General features: G+C 70.7%; 17 protein-coding genes. 12 read left to right on the top strand and 5 right to left on the bottom strand.

Annotated elements, in window-relative coordinates; translation table 11 throughout:
- Nucleotides 1–115: 115 nt before the first annotated feature.
- A complete protein-coding gene (locus AB0I49_RS34005) occupies nt 116–1,870 on the bottom strand; it encodes a glycoside hydrolase family 18 protein (protein ID WP_363231052.1) in 1,755 nt (584 codons plus the stop codon).
- Nucleotides 1,871–2,167: 297 nt separating this feature from the next.
- On the opposite strand from AB0I49_RS34005, the gene AB0I49_RS34000 reads away from it, so the two are divergent.
- The 11 genes from AB0I49_RS34000 (at nt 2,168) to AB0I49_RS33950 (ending at nt 11,917) form a co-directional block, all read left to right on the top strand.
- Nucleotides 2,168–3,064 (top strand): hypothetical protein, encoded by an 897-nt coding sequence (locus AB0I49_RS34000; protein ID WP_363231051.1) that lies wholly within the window; start codon nt 2,168–2,170, stop codon nt 3,062–3,064.
- A 64-nt stretch (nt 3,065–3,128) separates the two neighbouring features.
- A complete protein-coding gene (cpaB, locus tag AB0I49_RS33995) occupies nt 3,129–3,848 on the top strand; it encodes a Flp pilus assembly protein CpaB (RefSeq protein WP_363231050.1) in 720 nt (239 codons plus the stop codon).
- Nucleotides 3,849–3,862: 14 nt separating this feature from the next.
- Nucleotides 3,863–5,584: an AAA family ATPase gene (locus AB0I49_RS33990; protein WP_363231049.1), complete on the top strand. Its 1,722-nt coding sequence runs from the start codon at nt 3,863–3,865 to the stop codon at nt 5,582–5,584.
- The gene (locus AB0I49_RS33985; RefSeq protein ID WP_363231048.1) at nt 5,571–6,110 is read left to right on the top strand and encodes a TadE/TadG family type IV pilus assembly protein; all 540 of its coding nucleotides are present in this window, start codon (nt 5,571–5,573) and stop codon (nt 6,108–6,110) included. The genes AB0I49_RS33990 and AB0I49_RS33985 overlap by 14 nt, the downstream gene beginning before the upstream one ends.
- Nucleotides 6,107–7,474: a CpaF family protein gene (locus AB0I49_RS33980; protein WP_363231047.1), complete on the top strand. Its 1,368-nt coding sequence runs from the start codon at nt 6,107–6,109 to the stop codon at nt 7,472–7,474. The genes AB0I49_RS33985 and AB0I49_RS33980 overlap by 4 nt, the downstream gene beginning before the upstream one ends.
- Before the next feature lie 6 nt (nt 7,475–7,480).
- The gene (locus AB0I49_RS33975) at nt 7,481–8,428 is read left to right on the top strand and encodes a type II secretion system F family protein (protein WP_363231046.1); all 948 of its coding nucleotides are present in this window, start codon (nt 7,481–7,483) and stop codon (nt 8,426–8,428) included.
- A 16-nt stretch (nt 8,429–8,444) separates the two neighbouring features.
- On the top strand, nt 8,445–9,332 hold the full coding sequence (locus tag AB0I49_RS33970; protein WP_363231045.1) for a DUF5936 domain-containing protein: 888 nt from the start codon (nt 8,445–8,447) through the stop codon (nt 9,330–9,332).
- 456 nt (nt 9,333–9,788) lie between these two features.
- Nucleotides 9,789–9,983, top strand: a complete 195-nt coding sequence (locus tag AB0I49_RS33965) for a hypothetical protein (protein WP_363231076.1) — start codon at nt 9,789–9,791, stop codon at nt 9,981–9,983.
- On the top strand, nt 9,980–10,669 hold the full coding sequence (locus AB0I49_RS33960) for a pilus assembly protein TadG-related protein (RefSeq protein ID WP_363231075.1): 690 nt from the start codon (nt 9,980–9,982) through the stop codon (nt 10,667–10,669). The genes AB0I49_RS33965 and AB0I49_RS33960 overlap by 4 nt, the downstream gene beginning before the upstream one ends.
- Before the next feature lie 31 nt (nt 10,670–10,700).
- On the top strand, nt 10,701–11,279 hold the full coding sequence (locus AB0I49_RS33955; protein WP_363231044.1) for a hypothetical protein: 579 nt from the start codon (nt 10,701–10,703) through the stop codon (nt 11,277–11,279).
- 8 nt (nt 11,280–11,287) lie between these two features.
- Nucleotides 11,288–11,917, top strand: coding sequence for an OmpA family protein (locus AB0I49_RS33950; protein WP_363231043.1), 630 nt, complete (start codon nt 11,288–11,290; stop codon nt 11,915–11,917).
- A gap of 15 nt (nt 11,918–11,932) precedes the next feature.
- On the opposite strand, the gene AB0I49_RS33945 is transcribed toward AB0I49_RS33950, so the two are convergent.
- The 4 genes from AB0I49_RS33945 to AB0I49_RS33930 form a co-directional block, all read right to left on the bottom strand.
- Nucleotides 11,933–12,451, bottom strand: coding sequence for a hypothetical protein (locus AB0I49_RS33945; RefSeq protein WP_363231042.1), 519 nt, complete (start codon nt 12,449–12,451; stop codon nt 11,933–11,935).
- Between the two features lie 50 nt (nt 12,452–12,501).
- On the bottom strand, nt 12,502–14,181 hold the full coding sequence (locus AB0I49_RS33940) for an alpha/beta hydrolase (protein ID WP_363231041.1): 1,680 nt from the start codon (nt 14,179–14,181) through the stop codon (nt 12,502–12,504).
- A complete protein-coding gene (locus AB0I49_RS33935) occupies nt 14,178–14,486 on the bottom strand; it encodes a hypothetical protein (protein WP_363231040.1) in 309 nt (102 codons plus the stop codon). Before AB0I49_RS33935 ends, AB0I49_RS33940 begins: the two co-directional genes overlap by 4 nt.
- Nucleotides 14,487–14,670: 184 nt before the next feature.
- Complete coding sequence (locus AB0I49_RS33930) at nt 14,671–15,594, bottom strand: hypothetical protein (RefSeq protein ID WP_363231039.1); 924 nt, start codon at nt 15,592–15,594, stop codon at nt 14,671–14,673.
- A gap of 170 nt (nt 15,595–15,764) precedes the next feature.
- Here AB0I49_RS33930 and AB0I49_RS33925 point away from each other — a divergent pair, with 170 nt between their 5' ends.
- Complete coding sequence (locus tag AB0I49_RS33925; RefSeq protein ID WP_363231038.1) at nt 15,765–17,096, top strand: hypothetical protein; 1,332 nt, start codon at nt 15,765–15,767, stop codon at nt 17,094–17,096.
- Nucleotides 17,097–17,123: the final 27 nt, after the last annotated feature.

Genomic DNA, 17,123 nt, shown 5'->3' with positions numbered 1-17,123 from the left:
CCTGGGCTTGCCGTACAAGGTGGTCCAGACCAATACGGTTGTCAAGACCTGTACAGCGGAGGGGCCGTTGGGGTAGGAGGTACGGCCGTGCTGGTGGCCGTGGTCGAGGCCGTGGCTACGGCAGTCCGTGCACGTGCGGACCGACCGCGTTGGACCACGCGTTGCCGTTGCTCGCGTCCCAGTTGGTCGACCAGGTCATCGCGCCCCGGATGCCCGGATAGGTCTTCGCGGGCTTGAAGGAGCCGCAGCCCGTGCCCTTGGCCAGGCAGTCGAGGGCGTTGTTGACGACGGACGGCGGGACGTAGCCGCTGCCCGCGCCCCGAGTGGAGGCCGGCAGCCCCAGGCCCACCTGGGAGGGGGCGAGCCCGCCTTCGAGCTGGATGCAGGCCAGGGCGGTGAGGAAGTCCACGGTCCCCTGCCCGTACACCTTGCCGTCGCAGCCGTTCATCGCGCCGCTGTTGTAGTACTGCATGTTGACGACGGTCAGGATGTCCTTGATGTTCAGGGCTGTCTTGAAATAACCGCCCCCTGTTGACTGCATGTCGATGGTCTGCGGGGCCATGGTGATGACGAGCTGCGGCCCGGCCTTCGCCGACAGGGAGCGCAGCGCCTGCGTCATGTACGTGGGGTTGAGCCCGTTCTCCAGATCGATGTCGACGCCGTTGAAGCCGTACTTCTGCATGGCCGCGTACAGGCTGTTCGCGAAGTTGTTCGCGGAGTTCGCGTCGTTGACGGAGACCGTGCCCTTCTCGCCGCCGACGGAGAGGATGACGGACTTGCCGGCCGCCTGCTTGGCGGCGATGTCGGCCTTGAACTGGGCCTCGCTGTAGTTCAGCGCGGGGTCGAGGCGGAACTCGACCGCGCCCGGCGTGGTGGTGGCGTCCGCGAAGGCGACCGCGATGATGTCGTACTGGCTCTGCACATCGCTGATCTTCTGGACGGTGGCGCCGTTGTTGAAGTTCTGCCAGTAGCCCGTCACGGCGTGCTTGGGCACGGAGGGGCCGGGGCCGCCCTCCTTGGTGGTGGCCGAGACCGCCGCGGACTTCGGCGACTCGCCGGCGGTGTTGGTCGCGGTCACCTGGAACTGGTACGAGGTGGCCGGGGTCAGCCCCGTCACCACGGCCGAGGTCCCGCTCGCGGACTGGACCTTCGTGCCGTCCTGGTAGACGTTGTAGCCGCTCGCGCCGGTCACCGGGTTCCAGGAGAGGGCCACGGAGGACGAGGTGACCGCGCCCGTGGCGAGGCCGCCGGGGGCGCCCGGCACCGGCTCGCCCGGATCGCCGCCGCCCGGCCCGTCGAGGGTGAAGTCGTCGGCGAAGTAGGCGGGCTGCCCGTACCAGCCGTGGGTGTAGATGGTCACCGTCTTCGTGGCGGCGCCGGTCTTGAAGCTGGTGCTCAGCCGCTGCCAGGAGGAGGCGGAGGAGGTCCACGTCGAGACGTCCGTGGTGCCGGTGCCGCTCGCGCCGAGGTAGATGTACGAACCCTGGACCCAGGTGCTCAGCGTGTACGAGGAGTTCGGCTGCACGCTCACGGTCTGCGAGCACTTGGCGTTGTCGGCCCCGGCGGGCGTGGCCTTGAGGGCGCCCGTACCGCCGTGTACGGGGCTGGTGACGGCCGTGCCGCTGCCCCCCGAGCAGGTCCAGTTGTCGAGGCCGGACTCGAAGCCGGGGTTCTTGGCGAGGTTGGCGGCGGCTGTGCCGCTGTGCGGGGCGGTCGCGGCGTGCGGAGCGGTGGCCGCCTCGGCCCCGCCGTCGCCGACGACGGTGAGGCCGGTCGCGGCGAGCACGGCGGCGGCGAGCGCGGTGAGGGCGCGCAGCGGACGCCGGGAATGCGGGTGGCGCGAGGGGCGCGAGGGGCGCGGGGAACGCAAGGGGTTGCGTCCCGTTCTGTGTCTGAATCGGGGGTCTTCGGTGCGGCGTGTACGGTCCACGACTGCCTCCGGTGGGAAGGGTGTTGAAGGAGGAGCTCCAGGGACGGTGGCCACCGCTTGGGCGTAAAGATGGTCCAGACCATTGGGTCAGTCAAGGGTTTGCGAGAACTCCGGCGGGCTGTTCTCTCGCGCCGCATTCGTGGATAAAGTGCTGATGCACCAGCCAAGGGCAGTAGCGAGGAGAGTCCATCTGCGGTCACCGGGGCACCGGCGGCCGGAGTGAACGGGGAAGCCGACGTGCCCACCGCGATTGCAGTCACCAGCCCCGACCTGGTGCTCGTGCCGCCCGACGGGCAGGCCCCGGCCGCCGCGGTGCTGCGGCCCCCGGACGCCCAGCCCCTGGACGAGGCCGTCGCGCAGACCGCCGCCCTCCTCGACCGCTGCGGCTACGTCGTCGCGCTCTACCCGGACGCGCTCCCCGGCCCGTACGCGCGCCGCCTGCACACGGTCCGCTCCGTGCTCGAAAGCGACCGGATGGCGCTCCTGCCGATCGCGCTGCCGCCGCTCGCTGTCGCCGTCCTCGCGCGCCAGTTACGCCAGCTGTCGGTGTCCGATCTGAGCCCCGGCGTCCTCGCCTGCGCCGCCCGCCTCCTCGCCCACTACATCCACGCGGGCGCGCAGCTGGACAGCGTCGCCGGGCTCGACCGGGTCGAGGTCGGGCTCGGCCCGCACGTCAAGTCCTGGCTGCCGGGCACCCGGTTCGCCGTGCTCGCCGGGCCCGAGCCGAGGCTCGTCCCGGTCGGCGGCGCGGAGCCGCCGGACGGCCCCGGCTTCGCCACCGCCCTCGCCGTCGCGCGCGGCCGGCCGCGCCGCCCCGGCCACGAGGACTGGGTCACGGACGTCCTCGCGCCCGCCTGGCGCGTACAGGCCGTCCAGGAGACCGCGCTGCCCGCCGAGTCCGCGCGCTGGTGGGGCACGCGCAAGGCCGTCGAGTTCGCCGCCGCCATCCCGGACGCGACCGTGCTCTACCAGCTGGTGGCGTCCGTGCGCAGAGAGGAGTGCCGCTGGTGCGACCTCGAACTGATCGGTGACCGCTGCGCGTTCTGCTCCGCCGCCGTGGAGCGCGCCGAGCAGCCCGGCGCGCGCGCCGCCGCCCTCGCCCCGTCCGTACGAGCCGCCCTGACCAGCCGGTAGGCCGCCGACCCGCGAGCCGGCGGCGATCCGCCGGCCGACGTCCCCGAACGAGGTTGCCCGTCCCATGAATTCACGCCAGCGCCGCGGAGTCATCCTGCTGGTCCTGTCGGTCCTGTGTGCCGTCGGCGCGTTCGTCGGGGTCTTCTCGGTCCTCCACGACGTGGAGTCCAAGGTGGGCCCGGAGACCACGGCGTACCGGCTGAAATCGGACGTGCCCGCCTACAAGGCGCTGGACGCCGGCCAGTTCGAGCGGATCTCGATGCCCAAGCGCTGGCTTCCGGCCACCGCCGTCACCGACCTCGCCGACCTGCACGGCAAGATCGCCGTCACCCCGCTGCGCAAGGGGTCGCTGCTCCAGGACGACATGATCGTCTCGCGGCCCGCGCTCCGCCCCGGCCAGCAGGAGATCGCCATCATGATCGACGCGGCGACCGGCGTGGCCGGGAAGATCAACCCCGCCGACAAGGTCAACATCTACGCGACCTTCGACGGCAAGGAGCAGGGCACCAAGCCCGAATCCAAGATCATCGTCAGCGGCGCGCAGGTCATCGCCGTCGGCAAGCTCACGGCGCTCGACCCCGACGCCGACCACGGCTCCAACTCCACCACCCGGCGCGCCGGGGAGGCGGTCCCCATCACCTTCGCCCTCGACACCAAGGACGCCCAGCGCGTCGCGTACGCGGAGTCCTTCGCCTCCCACGTCCGCCTCGCCCTCGTCGCCCCCGGCGGCGACGACACGATCAGTCCGGGCGACCGCACCTACACCCTCGACGGCGACAAGTAGAGGCAGGGGACACGGTGACGATCAGAATCCTCGCGGCCGTCGGCGACCCGGACGTCGCCCGCGCCGTCGGCGGGACGCTCGGCCAGCTCCCCGGCGTCGAACCCATGGAGCCGGCCGGCGACTCCACCCGCCTCCTCGACGCCCTGGCGGCGCTCGCCGCCGTCGCCGTCGAGGAGCTGCCCGAAGTCGTCCTGGTCCACGAACGGCTCGGGCCCGCCCCCGCCCTGGAGGTCATCCGCGACGTCGCCCTGCGCTTCCCGGCCGTCGGCGTCGTCCTCGTCACCGCCGACGCCGGGCCCGCCCTCTACTCCGCCGCCATGGACTCCGGCGCGCGCGGCATCGTCGCGCTCCCCCTCTCGTACGACGAGCTCGGCACCCGCGTCCAGGCCGCCGCGCACTGGGCCACGGGCGTCCGCCGCCATCTCGGCGGCGGCCCCGAGGGCGCGCCCGCCGGACCCGGCGGGCGCCTCGTCGCGGTGATCGGCGCGAAGGGCGGCGTGGGCACCACCGTCACGGCCGTACAGCTCGCGCTCGCCGCCCACTCGGCCGGCCGCAGCGTGGCGCTCGTCGACATGGACCTCCAGTCCGGCGACATCGCCTCCTACCTGGACGTCCAGTTCCGCCGCTCCATCGCCGACCTGGCCGGCATCAGCGACATCTCGCCGCGCGTGCTCCAGGACGCCGTCTTCCCGCACCCCACGGGGCTCGCCCTGCTCCTCGCGCCGGGGGAGGGGGAGCGCGGCGAGGAGGTCGGCGACCTCGCCTCCCGGCAGATCATCGGCGCCCTGCGCGCCCGCTACGAACTCGTCGTCATCGACTGCGGCACCCAGATCACCGCCGCGGGCGCCGCCGCCGTCGAATCCGCCGACCTCGCGCTCCTCGTCACCACGCCGGACGTGGTGTCCGTACGGGCCGCCAAGCGCATGGTGCGGCTCTGGGACCGGCTCCAGATCCGCAAGGCCGAGGACACCACCACGGTCGTCAACCGCCACACCCGCGGCGCCGAGATCCAGCCGCCGCTGGTCGCCCGTACCACCGGCACCCGCACCGCCCGCACCGCCATCCCCGCCGGCTACAAGGAACTGCAGCCCGCCGTCGACTCCGGCCGGATGCAGGACCTGGACGCCAAGTCGGCGGTCAAGCGGGCGCTGTGGGCGCTCGCGGGCGAACTGGGCCTGATCGAGGCGCCGGACGGCGGCGGGCGCGCGGCGCGCGGCGGCAGCCACGCCGACCGCTCCGCCGAGCGCCCGTCCATCGCCGCCGGGCTGCGGCGGCGGCGCGCCATAGGAGGCGGCGGCAGCGGCGGGGGCACGGGCGCGGACCAGCTCGCTCCCGTGCCCACCGGGACGGGTAAGTTCCGCAAACGCCTCGGCGGCGACCGGGGGCAGGTCGCCGTGGAGTTCGTGGGCGTGCTCCCGCTGATCCTGGTGGTGCTGGTCGTCGTCTGGCAGTGCGTCCTGGTCGGCTATACGTACTCGCTCGCCGGAAACGCCGCGGACAAGGGGGCGCGCGCGGGCGCCACGGGAGGCGCGGCGGCCTGCGCGGGCGCAGCCCACCAGGACCTGCCGGGCGCGTGGTCCGCGGGGACGGTCGACTGCGGCCCGTCCGGCGACCTGGCGCAGGCGTCGGTGGACCTGAAGGTCCCGGTCCTCTTCCCGGGCGTACTCGACTGGCCGTGGCCGGTACGGGGCTCGGCGGCGGCGCCCAGGGAGGAGCCGCGGTATGGCGAGGGGTGAGGGGGGCGGGGGCTCGTACGACGGCTCGTACGACGGCTCGTACGACGGCTCGTACCGCGGGAGCAGCCGGGCTCGTCGTTACCGCGACGGTGATCGCGTGCGTGATCGCGACCGTGATCGCGACGGTGACCGCGCCCGCGTCCGTGATCGCGACCGTGTCCGTGATCGCGGGTCCGCCGCCATCGAATTCCTCGGGTTCCTGCCGCTCCTGCTCGTCATCGGGCTGGCCGCCATCCAGCTGGGCCTGGCCGCGTTCGCCGCGCAGCAGGCCGGGAGCGCGGCGCGGGCCGCCGCCCGTACGGCCACGCTCGACGACTCCCGGATGTCGCCGGAGGGCGCGGGCAAGGCCGCCGTGAGCGGCTGGCTGGCGGGCCGCACCGACGTCGGCGCGGCGCCGTGCGACGGCGGCGGGCAGACCACCGGCAGCGCCACCGTCGAGATCCCCGCCGTCCTCCCCTTCGACTTCGGCGCGGCCACCCGCACCGCCACCATGCCCTGCCCCGCGGACCCCAGGAGCACCCCATGAGCCTACGGTCGCGGATCGTCGCCCCCGAAAGCCCGCCGGACGGCCGGGAGTCGGGCCACCTCGTCCCCGTCTACCGCGCGAAGCTCCTGGAGGAGATCGACCTCGCCGAGATGTCGTCGCTGGCGGCGGCCGAGCGCCGCAGCCGCCTGGAGCGCGTACTGGGCCACATCATCAGCCGCGAGGGCCCGGTCCTGTCCACCGCCGAGCGGGACCGGCTGATCCGGCGCGTCGTCGACGAGGCGCTCGGCCTCGGCGTACTCGAACCGCTCCTCGAAGACCCCTCCATCACCGAGATCATGGTCAACGGCCCCGATCAGATCTACGTCGAGCGGTCGGGGCGGGTCGAGCCGGTGCCCGTACGGTTCGCCTCGCACGAGCAGCTGATGCAGACCATCGAGCGCATCGTCTCCACCGTCAACCGCCGGGTGGACGAGTCGAATCCGATGGTCGACGCGCGGCTGCCGTCCGGCGAGCGGGTCAACGTCATCATCCCGCCGCTGGCCCTGAACGGCGCCACGCTCACCATCCGGCGCTTCCCGCGCGCGTACACGCTGCACGAGCTGATCGGCATGGGCACGCTGGACGCGACGATGCTGGCGCTGCTCGCCGCGCTCGTACGGGCCAAGTTCAACGTGGTGGTCTCCGGCCCGACGGGCTCCGGCAAGACGACCCTGCTGAACGCGCTCTCCGGCCTCATCCCCGAGGGCGAGCGCATCATCACCGTCGAGGACGCCGCCGAACTCCAGCTCCAGCAGGCGCACGTCATCCGCCTCGAATCGCGCCCGCCCAACGTCGAGGGCAACGGCCGCATCACCATCCGCGACCTCGTACGCAACTCGCTGCGCATGCGCCCCGACCGCATCATCGTCGGCGAGGTGCGCGGCGGCGAGACCCTCGACATGCTCCAGGCCATGTCCACCGGCCACGACGGCTCGCTCGCCACCGTGCACGCCAACAGCGCCGAGGACGCGCTGATGCGGCTCCAGACGCTGGCGTCCATGTCCGAGGTGAAGATCCCGTACGAGGCGCTCCAGGACCAGATCAACAGCGCCGTCGACTGCGTCGTCCAGCTCACCCGCGCCGCCGACGGATCGCGGCGCGTCGGCGAGATCGCCATCCTCGACTCGCACGGACACGAGGACTTCCGCATCGCGACCGTCTGCCGCTTCGACGCCGAGCCGCTGGGCGCGGACCGGGTCGTACGGGGCCGGTTCGGCCACTTCCCGCTCCCCGAACGGGTGGCGGAGCGGCTGCGGCTGGCGAACGAGCCCGTGCCGCCCGGCTTCGGCGTCGCCGCGTTCCCGGCGGAGCTGTACACCCGGCAGGCGCGGCAGTCCGACACAGGAGAGGCAGGGCAGAGGTAGCAGACCATGGACGATCTCGGCAATCTCGCACAGCTGACGGTCGGCGCCACGCTGGTGTGCTGCGTGCTGGCCGTCGCGGGCGTGCAGGCGTACGCGGCCGGAAAGGCCCAGCGCCGCGCGCTCATCGACCGCCTCACCGAGTCCCCGGCCCCGCCCCCGGCTGGCCGGGCACGCCACTTCGCGGCCTTCGACCGCCGGCTGCGCGCCACCCGCGCGGGCCGGCGGCTGGCCCGGCGCCTCGCCTCGACCGGAATGGACGTGACGCCCGCCGAGTTCACGGTGTACACGGCGGGGGCGGCGATCGGGCTGTGGCTGGTGGCGGCCGGGGCGCTCGCGCCGTTCTTCGGGCCGCTGGCGGCGGCCGTCGCCGTCTGGTCGGCCTTCGCCTACCTCGGCTGGCAGCGGCGCAAGCGCATCGAGAAGTTCATCGGCCAGCTCCCCGAGCTCTCCCGCATCCTCGCCAACGCCACCCAGGCCGGGCTGGCGCTGCGCACGGCGCTCGGCATGGCCGCCGACGAGATGGAGGCCCCGGCCGCCGAGGAACTGGCCGAGGTCTCCGACAAGCTGGCGATCGGGCACTCCATCGACGACGCGCTGGGCGAACTTACCGAGCGGCTGCCCTCCCGCGAACTGGTCGTCCTGGTCACGACGCTCGTGCTGTCCAACCGTGCGGGCGGCGCCGTCGTCAGCTCGCTGCGCAACCTCACGCAGACGCTGGAGGAGCGCAAGGAGACGCGGCGTGAGGTCCGTACGCAGCTTTCTCAGGTGACGGTGACGGCGTATGTCGTACCGCTGATGGGCATCTGCACGCTGCTGCTGATGGACCGGATCGCGCCCGGCTCGATCGACCGGATGACGGCGACGTTCCTGGGCAAGGCGGCGGTCGTGGCCGCCTTCGCCCTGTACGGGCTCGGCTTCTTCCTCATCCGCCGCATGTCGAAGATCGACGTCTGAGGGGGCGGCGACCACCATGGAACTCCTGCTGGCCCTGGTCATCGGCGCGGCCGTCGCGGGCATCTGTTACGGCATCGCCCTGTACCGCAGCGAGGCGAAGCTCCCCGCCGACCTCGCCCTCGCGCTGGAGGTCGGCGCGACCCGTACGACGGCGGTCGGCTCCGCCGTGGACCGCCTCGGCATGCGGTACGCGCCGTTCGTGCTGCGGCTCATGGGGGAGAAGCGGGTCGAGCGGGTCAGGCGGCGCATCGACCGGGCGGGCAACCCGGGCGGCCTGACCGTCGACCGGTACGCGGCCCGGCGCGCGGTCTACGGCGGGCTGGGCTTCGGCGGCGCGCTCGTCATGCTCGCCCAGGGGCGGCTGCTCCTGGCCCTGCTGCTGACCGCCTTCGGACTCTTCTGGATCGAGGTCGGAATCTGGGCGGCGGTGCGCGAGCGGCGGGACGCTATCGAACGGACGCTGCCCGACTTTCTGGACGTACTGGCGGTGGTGGTGAGCGCGGGGCTGAGTTTCCGCCAAGCTCTCGACCGGGTGTCCGAGAAATACGAGGGCCCATGGGCCGATGAATTGCGGATCACACTGCGCCAGATGGATCTCGGAGTGAGCCGCCGCCAGGCTTTCGAAGAGCTACGCAAACGCAATGACTCCGAACAGGTGGCCCAGTTCGTCACCGCCCTCCAGCAGGGCGAGGACCTGGGTTCGCCGATCGTGGAGACGCTCATCAGCATCTCCGGCGACATGCGCCGCACCGACGCCCAGCTGGCCCGCAGACGGGCGGCACGGGCCGTGCCGAGGGCCACGGTGGTCATCACGACCTTCATGGTCCCCGGCACGATGATCCTGCTCGTGGCGGGTTTTTTCCTGGGCTCGGGCATGGATTTCGGCTCCATCACGGGGGATTGACCGCCGCACCTGCCGAGAGGACGCCATATGCCGCTGCATCCGCCACCGCGACCGCCTTCCCACGGCGACCGTGCGAACTCGGCCGACTTGCGCCAAGCACCTTCGCGTCTGCAACCCCATGTGGGACAGTCGTGGCCCGAGAACCCCTCCCCGGGCGTGGCTGAGCGGGGGTGAGACCGATGAGCCGCGAGATGCGTAAGAAACGCATGGGATCTGTGGTGTTTCAACTCCCGGAACTGGGCAGGGAATGGTGCCGGGTGCACTGTTCCGCGCCTGGTGTTTCGGCGTACTTTTCTCGTGTCACGAGCGGCACGACGAGGACGCACACCACGCGGACCGACTCGCCGGACCGGCCGAGGCGGCCCGGCCATGGAGGGGAACACGATGGGCAAGCGCTTCTGGGGAGTCCGGACGATCCGGGGAGCACGGGCGAACCGGGGAGCCGGGGGACCGCGGATGATCCGCGAGGTGCGGGGCGTACGGGGCGTACGGGGAGCGGCCTGGAGGTCCGACCGGGGCCAGACGTCGATCGAGTACCTGGGGATCATCGCGGTGGTGGTGGCGATCATCCTGGTCCTGACGACTACGGACTTCGGCGGCATGATCGCCGGCGCCATCTCGAACAAGATCTCCCAGGTCACCGGCATCTGACGGGAACGCGCCCAGCACGCTGGGCCAGGGGCGACGCCGGACAGGCATTCCCCATCTACATCACCGCCGTGGTCGGCATCCTCTTCATCGCCCTGGCCTTCTTCGCCGTGGGCCAGGCCGGGGCCAAGAAGAACGGCGCGCAGACAGCGGCGGACGCGTCCGCTCTCGCCGCCGCCCAGGACTACCGGGACCAACTCCTCGACGGATTCCTCAAAGAGATCGGCGACGAAAAGGCCCGTGCCGACTGGCTGAGCGGCAGGGGAGCCGACCGATTCCTGGCGTGCGACGCGGCGGGGGCCTTCGCCGCGAAGAACGACGCCGAGGTCGACGCGTGCGACCCGTTCCCGGACTTCACGTCCACGGCATTCACGTCCACGGCATTCACGGTCAAGGTCACGTCCCTCGGGTCCGTGGGCCGGTCGGTCGTGCCCGGCACGGAGAACCAGAAGGCGTACGGCCGGGCGAAGGCCGTCGTCGAACCCCGCTGTGCCCTGGCTTCTGACATTCCGGGGCACGACGCGGGGGGCCGGGACGGCGACAGCGGGGCCGACGACAAGGGCAAGGGCAAGGGCAAGGGCCCGCTCATCGAACTCATCTGCGAGGGCCGCCCGGTGTCCATCGACCCGGAGAAGCCCGACCCCCTTCCCCGAGCCCAGGATCTGTTCACCGTCCGCCTCGCCGACTGACGGTCGACCGACGAGCGAAGGAAAGCCCCTCATGAGCAATCGGCACACGACGAAGGCCCTAAGGAGCGCGGCCGCGGTGGCGCTCACGGCCACCATGGCCATCGCTGTGACCGGCTGTGGCGGTGACAGCGGCGGGTCGACGTCGGACAAGGACTCGTCCAAGGAGTCCGCTGCCCCGCAGGGCGACGGGGACAACAAACCAGTGGCCCAGTCGACCGCGGCCATCGGCGAGATGAAAGGGGCGGACGGCATGGTGGTGACCCTCAACTCGGCCGTCCGCGACGACGGCGGATTCGTCACGGTGAACGGCACGGTGACGAATCGGGGCAGCAAGGTGTTCAACGCCTTCGCATGGCGCTCCAAGGAGACGGAGATGAGATCGCAGTCGTCGATCTCGGGCGCCTCCCTCGTGGACGCCGCGGGGAAAAAGCGGTACCTGATCCTGCGGGACACGGACGGCGAATGCCTGTGCTCAACAGGGCTGTACGGCATCAAGCCCAATGAAAGCCGCCCCATTTTCGCCCAATTCCCGGCCCCGCCGCAAAGCGTCACGCAAGTCGACTTCCAACTCCCCTCCATGCCCACCGTCACCATCAAAATCTCCGGATGAGCGTCCCCATGACCACACTCCGGGTCACCCGCCACGGCACGCTCCTCGCCGCCGCCCTGACGGCCACGCTCCTGGCCGTCAACGCACCCCCGCCCCCCGCCGCACGGGCCGACAGCGGACCCGGCGTGCCGGCCGACTCCAAGCCGCCGGTGAAGATCGACGCGAACGACCCGGGCCTGAAGATGCGCGCCGGGGCCGAGCTCGCGCCCGGCCGGGTGCTCGACATCAAGTCGGTCGTGGAGACCGACAACGGCGACGAGCGCCGTGAGGACACCAACGTCAACGTCACCTTCGCCCTTCAGGCCGAAGTCCTCTTCGCGAAGGACAGCGCCAGGCTCAGCGGCGAGGCCAATGCCCGTATCCGGACCATCGCCGACGAGATCAAGAAGCAGAAGGCCACCAGCCTCCGCGTCTTCGGCTTCACCGACAACCTCGGCTCCGCCGCCCACGGCCTCGTCCTGTCCAAACAGCGCGCCGACGCGGTCCAGCGCCAACTCGCCCAGGACCTGGGCTCGTCCTCCGTCTCCTACCAGATCCGCGGCTACGGCGAGGCGTACCCCATCGCCGACAACTCCACCGAAGACGGCCGCAAGAAGAACCGCCGCGTAGAGGTCAGCTTCCCCCGCTCGAAGAGCTGACGGGTGACCTGCGGGTCACTGATGACTCTGCGTCGCCCCTGGCGGGATCATGCAGGGAGAATCGACGCCGAGGGTGATCTCCGGGAATTCTCCCTTCACTGCCGCAGACTGAATCGCGATGAAGAAGCCACCCTTCTTCGGCCGGGCCTCGAGGATCATGCTCTGCTTAGGGGCTTTGTACGAGCGCTCGGTTGTGATGGTGTAGCCCTCGTCCACGAGAATCTTGCGGAGTTTCCGGGCGGCTTCGTTATGGCGCTCGGCGGGGATCTTGACCCAGGCGCTGTACATCAGTATGAACCTGTCGTCCGTGGCAGTCTCGCCGTTCTTGCCCCCGCACTTCAAGAATCTGGCATCGGGTGTGCGAGGGCCGACGGGCTCTCCTATGCTTTTGGCCAGGCGTTCGGTGAAGTTCCGGGCCCAGGTCTGTGCGCCCTCATGACTCATTCTCGGGAGCGGGGCGTTTTTGGCCGCTTCTTTCTTTTCGTCGGACATGCATCCCCCAAGCGTCGTCATCGCGATGGTTGCTGCGAGCACCGTGGACAGGGTCTTCAGTTGGTAGCGAGCGTAATGGCGAATGCCGTGCATTATTTGATTCCCTGTGGAACGTTCGGGAAAGGATTGGGTATACCACCGGAGTAATGGTCCGGGTTCCTGGCCGGTACAGTCGACGGCGGGTATCCGGTGATGATCCGCCCCTGGTTGGTCAAGCTTTCGCTGGGAATGTTGTCTATGTAGCCCCAGTAGCCACTGTGCCCGCTGGTGTCCACCTTGAAGTTTTGCGCTCCGAATGTTTGGTTCCGCGTGTCGGCGCCCAGAGCCGTGCCGGCGAAGTTGTTGATGATCGGGTCATCCTTGGCTGAGCCGATGAAGACATGCTTGGGGTCGATGTTCAGGTCCTTGGCGTGTTCCACCGTCATTCCGGGACTGCCGACCGCAACGATGTTGTCAGCACCCAGCCCGTGACCTCCTGCCGCCCCTGCTCCCACGGTCGTGGACCCATAGCTATGCCCTATAACGGTGAGATTGCCGTGATGGCTGCCTTGCGCTGCCCGCGTGCCTTCCGTGAAATGCCGCAGAGTCTCCCCGCCTTCCTTGGCACGGTCCTGAGAAATGACCCCGATATCCAAGTCGAGGTCGGGTACCTTCTCGTTGGGCGGGTCATAGTCGAGCCAAGAGATCACAGCAGTTGAATCGCCGGGTGCGCTCCTCATGGCCGCGCCCTGCAGCGCATCGATCCGGTCTATCTCGCCGCCCGTCCCCTCAAGGTCCGAGTTGACGCCCGGAACCAGTACCGCGGTGTTGTCGGCGGTGTCGGGGTTGCCCATAGCGACGATGGCCCGGCCGTCGTCCTCGGGCCGGACCTTCAGCAGGTAGAGCTCCTTCCCTTTCGGAGCCCCGTCGGCGGCGTCGAGTTTCTTCTTCAGGGCTCGGAGCCCGTCCTGCTGTTTGTTGAAGACATCGGGGTTGATGGGGTGTTCCGGCGGCGCCGGGTTGAGGTACTGGTCCAGCAGCAGCCGATTGGCATCGTCGCGGGCCACCGCCGGCAAGCCGTCCAAGCCGCCGATCTGCTTCGGGTACATCGCGATGTACATCTGCTGCTCGTCATGGCTGAGGTGTTTCCACCATTCGGCGTTTTCTTTGACGTCCTTGCCGTCCGGAATGCCGTACGGTCCGATCCCCAGGTCCTTGGTCACGTCGCGGGCCTCCACCGCGGTCTGGCCGAGGGCGTCATCCTCGTCCAGCAACTGCGCCCGGACCTCCCCGATCGCCTTCTCTCCTTTGTCGCTGGCCTTCTTCGCGTCCTTGATCGCCTGGTTGATCTTGTCCTGGTGGCCCGTCATGGCCTTGGTGTACTCGGGCAGCACCGCGGCCTGGTCGGGGTCGTGGCGGGCGTCGATCAGCCACTTGGGCAGCGAGACCTGACCTGTGGTGTCGTCGATGACGTAGTCGTCCTGCTCCGCGCTCCTGATGGCGTTCTTCAGGTCCGTCTGCGCCTGCTTCATCGCCACGCGCGTGGTGTCCAGGACCGTGACGATCAGGATCGCGTCCACGTGCGCCGCCTCCAGCTGTCCCTGGAGCTGTTCCAGGACCGGCTTTCCGGCTTTGGCGCTATCCCCTTCCCATGTGGACAGGGGGCCGGTGACATGTCTGCGGTGGTCCTTGTGCGCGGTTTCGAGCTTTCTCGCCAGGGATCCCCAGGCCGAGGCGGCCGCCTCCAGATCGGAGACGTCGAGCTTGAGCAGGCGCTGGTAGGGAGTGCTCATCGCTTCAGGTCCCCCGAGAACGCCGTGTAGATGTCGTGATCGTTCCACGTGTGCATGTCCGCGATATCCCTCAGCAGGTCCTCGCTCCTGGCGATGCGTTTGCGCATGGCGCCCAGGGCCGTTTCCCATTCCTCGGCGCTCGTCTCCAACGCTGTGCCGAAGGTCCAGCCCTTCAGGGAGGCCGCCGCGTCCTTGCTCCTGTTCACCGCCTTCTTCACGCGCGGCTCCAGGTCCCGGGCAATGCGGCCGGCGGCTCCGGCGCTCGCCCGCAGGTCGTGCGGAGGGATACCCAGCTTGTCGCTCACAGTGCCACCTCGCCTTTCCGTCAACTTGTCTTCTGCGGAGCAGTGTTCGTGTTGGTGATGGGCAGTCAACTTTGGCAGTTCGCGTCAGGGTTCAGGACAGGCGGCATCCCTACTCGCATGAGTACGGATGCTCATGGATTCGGGCCTCGGCGGCTGCTAACGCCGACCATGGCCGGGGGGCGCGTCATCCGGGTCGGCTCCGCTCCAGGTGGGAGAGGGAGCTCTGCACGGTGCGGATGAAGAGGCGGGGGCGGTAGAGGACGTCGTCGCGGGTGAAGCGCAGGAGTTGGCGGATCTGCGGGGATGACGTGAGTTCGTTGAAGCGGATGGTGTCCTCCTGGTGGGCGGCTCTGGAGCCGTGCCAGGCGAAGCCCTCGATCTCCACGGCCAGGCCCTGTTCGCGGAAGAGGAAGTCCACCCGCCGGGTGCGTCCCTGCGCCGTTACCACCTCGGCCTGGGAGTCGGGGCGCAGCCCGGCCTCGTGCATCTCCAGGCGCGCCGTGGACTCGGCCGGTGAGCCCGAGGACGGGTCGGCCAGGGCCAGAGCCTGCCGGGCCGTGCCGGTGCGGGCCCGGCGTGGGCCCGCGGCGAGGGCTTCGGCCACCTGGCGGAGGTCGGCCATCCCCCTGGCGAACACCGAGTCGGCCGCGATGACCGCCGCGTGGCAGGGGAGCGTACGGAGCAGGTCGCAGGTGGTCCGTACGACCGTGGTGACCCGGATGCCGTCCACATCCGTGATCTCCTCCTCGGCCAGCGGAAGGCGGTGCACCCGCATGCCGTAGACCGTGACCGACGCCGTGCCCGAGGAGTCCGTCAGCTCTATGGGGTGGGGGCCGCGCCCCACCTCGATGCGGTGGGCGGCGGCGGCCGTGCGGTGGCTGGCGGTCAGCCGGGGGCGCTGCAACTGGATGGCCCGGAGCCGCAGCCGCAGGTCGATGTCCTTTCCGGGCGCCGCCCACGCGCCCCGGTACATCGCGGTCCAGCCCGCCCGGCGCAGCATGCGCGCGGTGCGCGAGGAGTTGAGGCCGAAGGCGGCGGCCTGGGAGGAGAAGAGGATGCCGCCCTGAGCCATCGCCAGATCGTGCAGGGTGTCGTTGTCCGCCGTCATTGCTCAAGGACAGCGCACCTTCGCGGCCTCCGCGACCCCTGTGGATAACTCCGGCCGCGCGGCTCAGAAACCGGTGGAACACCGTGCGAAGCGGCCAAGTCGGGGTGTCCGGCGCCCCGGTCGGCGGGCAGGATGGGGCTACCGAGGGGTATGGGCGAGGGAGGCGGGAAATGAAGGGCCGTAAGAGGGCGTTGGTGATGGTGGGGACAGTGGTGACGAGCCTCGGGCTCGCCGCCGGGCCCGCCGGAGCCGCCGACGCCGTCGATGCCGAGGGCGGGGCGCCGCCCTCGTACCGGATGGCCCGGAATGCCGCGCCTGTCCGGGGTTCGGCGGCGGGTGACGCCAGCCCGCGGCTGCTGCCCGGTGCGCATACGTACAAGGACAGCATCAAGCCGGGCGAGAAGAAGTACTACAGCGTCGACCTGGACGCCGTCTCCAACGCGTACATATCGGCCGTCGCCGTGCCCCGCCCCGGCACCACGATGGGCGTACGGGACGGCATCGACGTCTCGCTCCAGACCGCCGACGGCATGCAGTGCGGCATCAGCCGCCACCGCTCCTTCCTGACGACGGGCGGGGCGTACCCCGTCGGCGACTACGCGGACCGCGTGATCAAGCCGGGCGGCGCCTGCCAGACGGCGGGGACGTACCACTTCGTCGTCCAGCGCGGGGAGGCGGTGGGCGGGGACGCGGCGCCGATGCCCGTCGAGCTCAAGTACGCCTCCGTACCCCCTCGGAAGCAGCGGCAGCCCGCGACGCCGACCGGGCCCGGCCCCACCGCCCCCTCGGAAGGCTCCCCCTCCGGCGCCGCCCGCGGCATCTCCGGCGGCACCGGGTTCAACGACGCCCCCACCGCGTCCACCGGAGTGTGGACGGACGTCGTCCGCCCCGGCGAGACGCGCTTCTACCGGGTGCCCGTCGGCTGGGGTCAGCGGATCTACGCCGACGCGGAGTTCGGACCGACGGCGGGGCCCGGAGCCGCGGGATCGGCGAAATCGGCGGCGCCGGCGGGCAAGGCGTACGTGATCAACGGCGTGCGGATGGGGCTGAACAACACCGAGCGCGGCTATGTGGCCAACAAGACCGTCGGGTACCAGGGCAGGCCCGCCGCCCTCTCCCTCGACACCGTCCCCGCCGAGCCCGGTAACGCCTCCGGCACCGCGCTCGCCGAGTCCGCCAAGGCGATGCGGTTCGCCGGCTCGTACTACCTCCAGGTCAGCGTCAACCCGAAGGTCGCGGAGGGCGGTTCGGGCGCGGTGCCCGTCACGCTCCGGATCGACGTCACCAAGGAGGACAAGCCGAGGCCGACGCCCGGCGCGGGCGCCGGCGCCACCTCCGGGACCGGCGCGGGACAGCAGTCGGCGGACGCCGACGGCCAGGGCGGCGCGGGAGCGGGGATGCGGGCCGTCGGGTACGCGGGCGTCGGCACCGGATCCGCGCTGCTGGTCTGGATCGGCGGCTGGCGGGTCGTGGCGCGCCGCCGGGCGGCGGCCCGGCAGTAGTCCGCGGTTCGGAAGGGGAGGGCGCGC

Origin of the sequence: Streptomyces sp. NPDC050617 (genome assembly GCF_040654795.1) — a bacterium.
Classification (GTDB): Bacteria; Actinomycetota; Actinomycetes; order Streptomycetales; family Streptomycetaceae; genus Streptomyces.
This window is presented reverse-complemented; position numbering and strand designations above follow the sequence as displayed.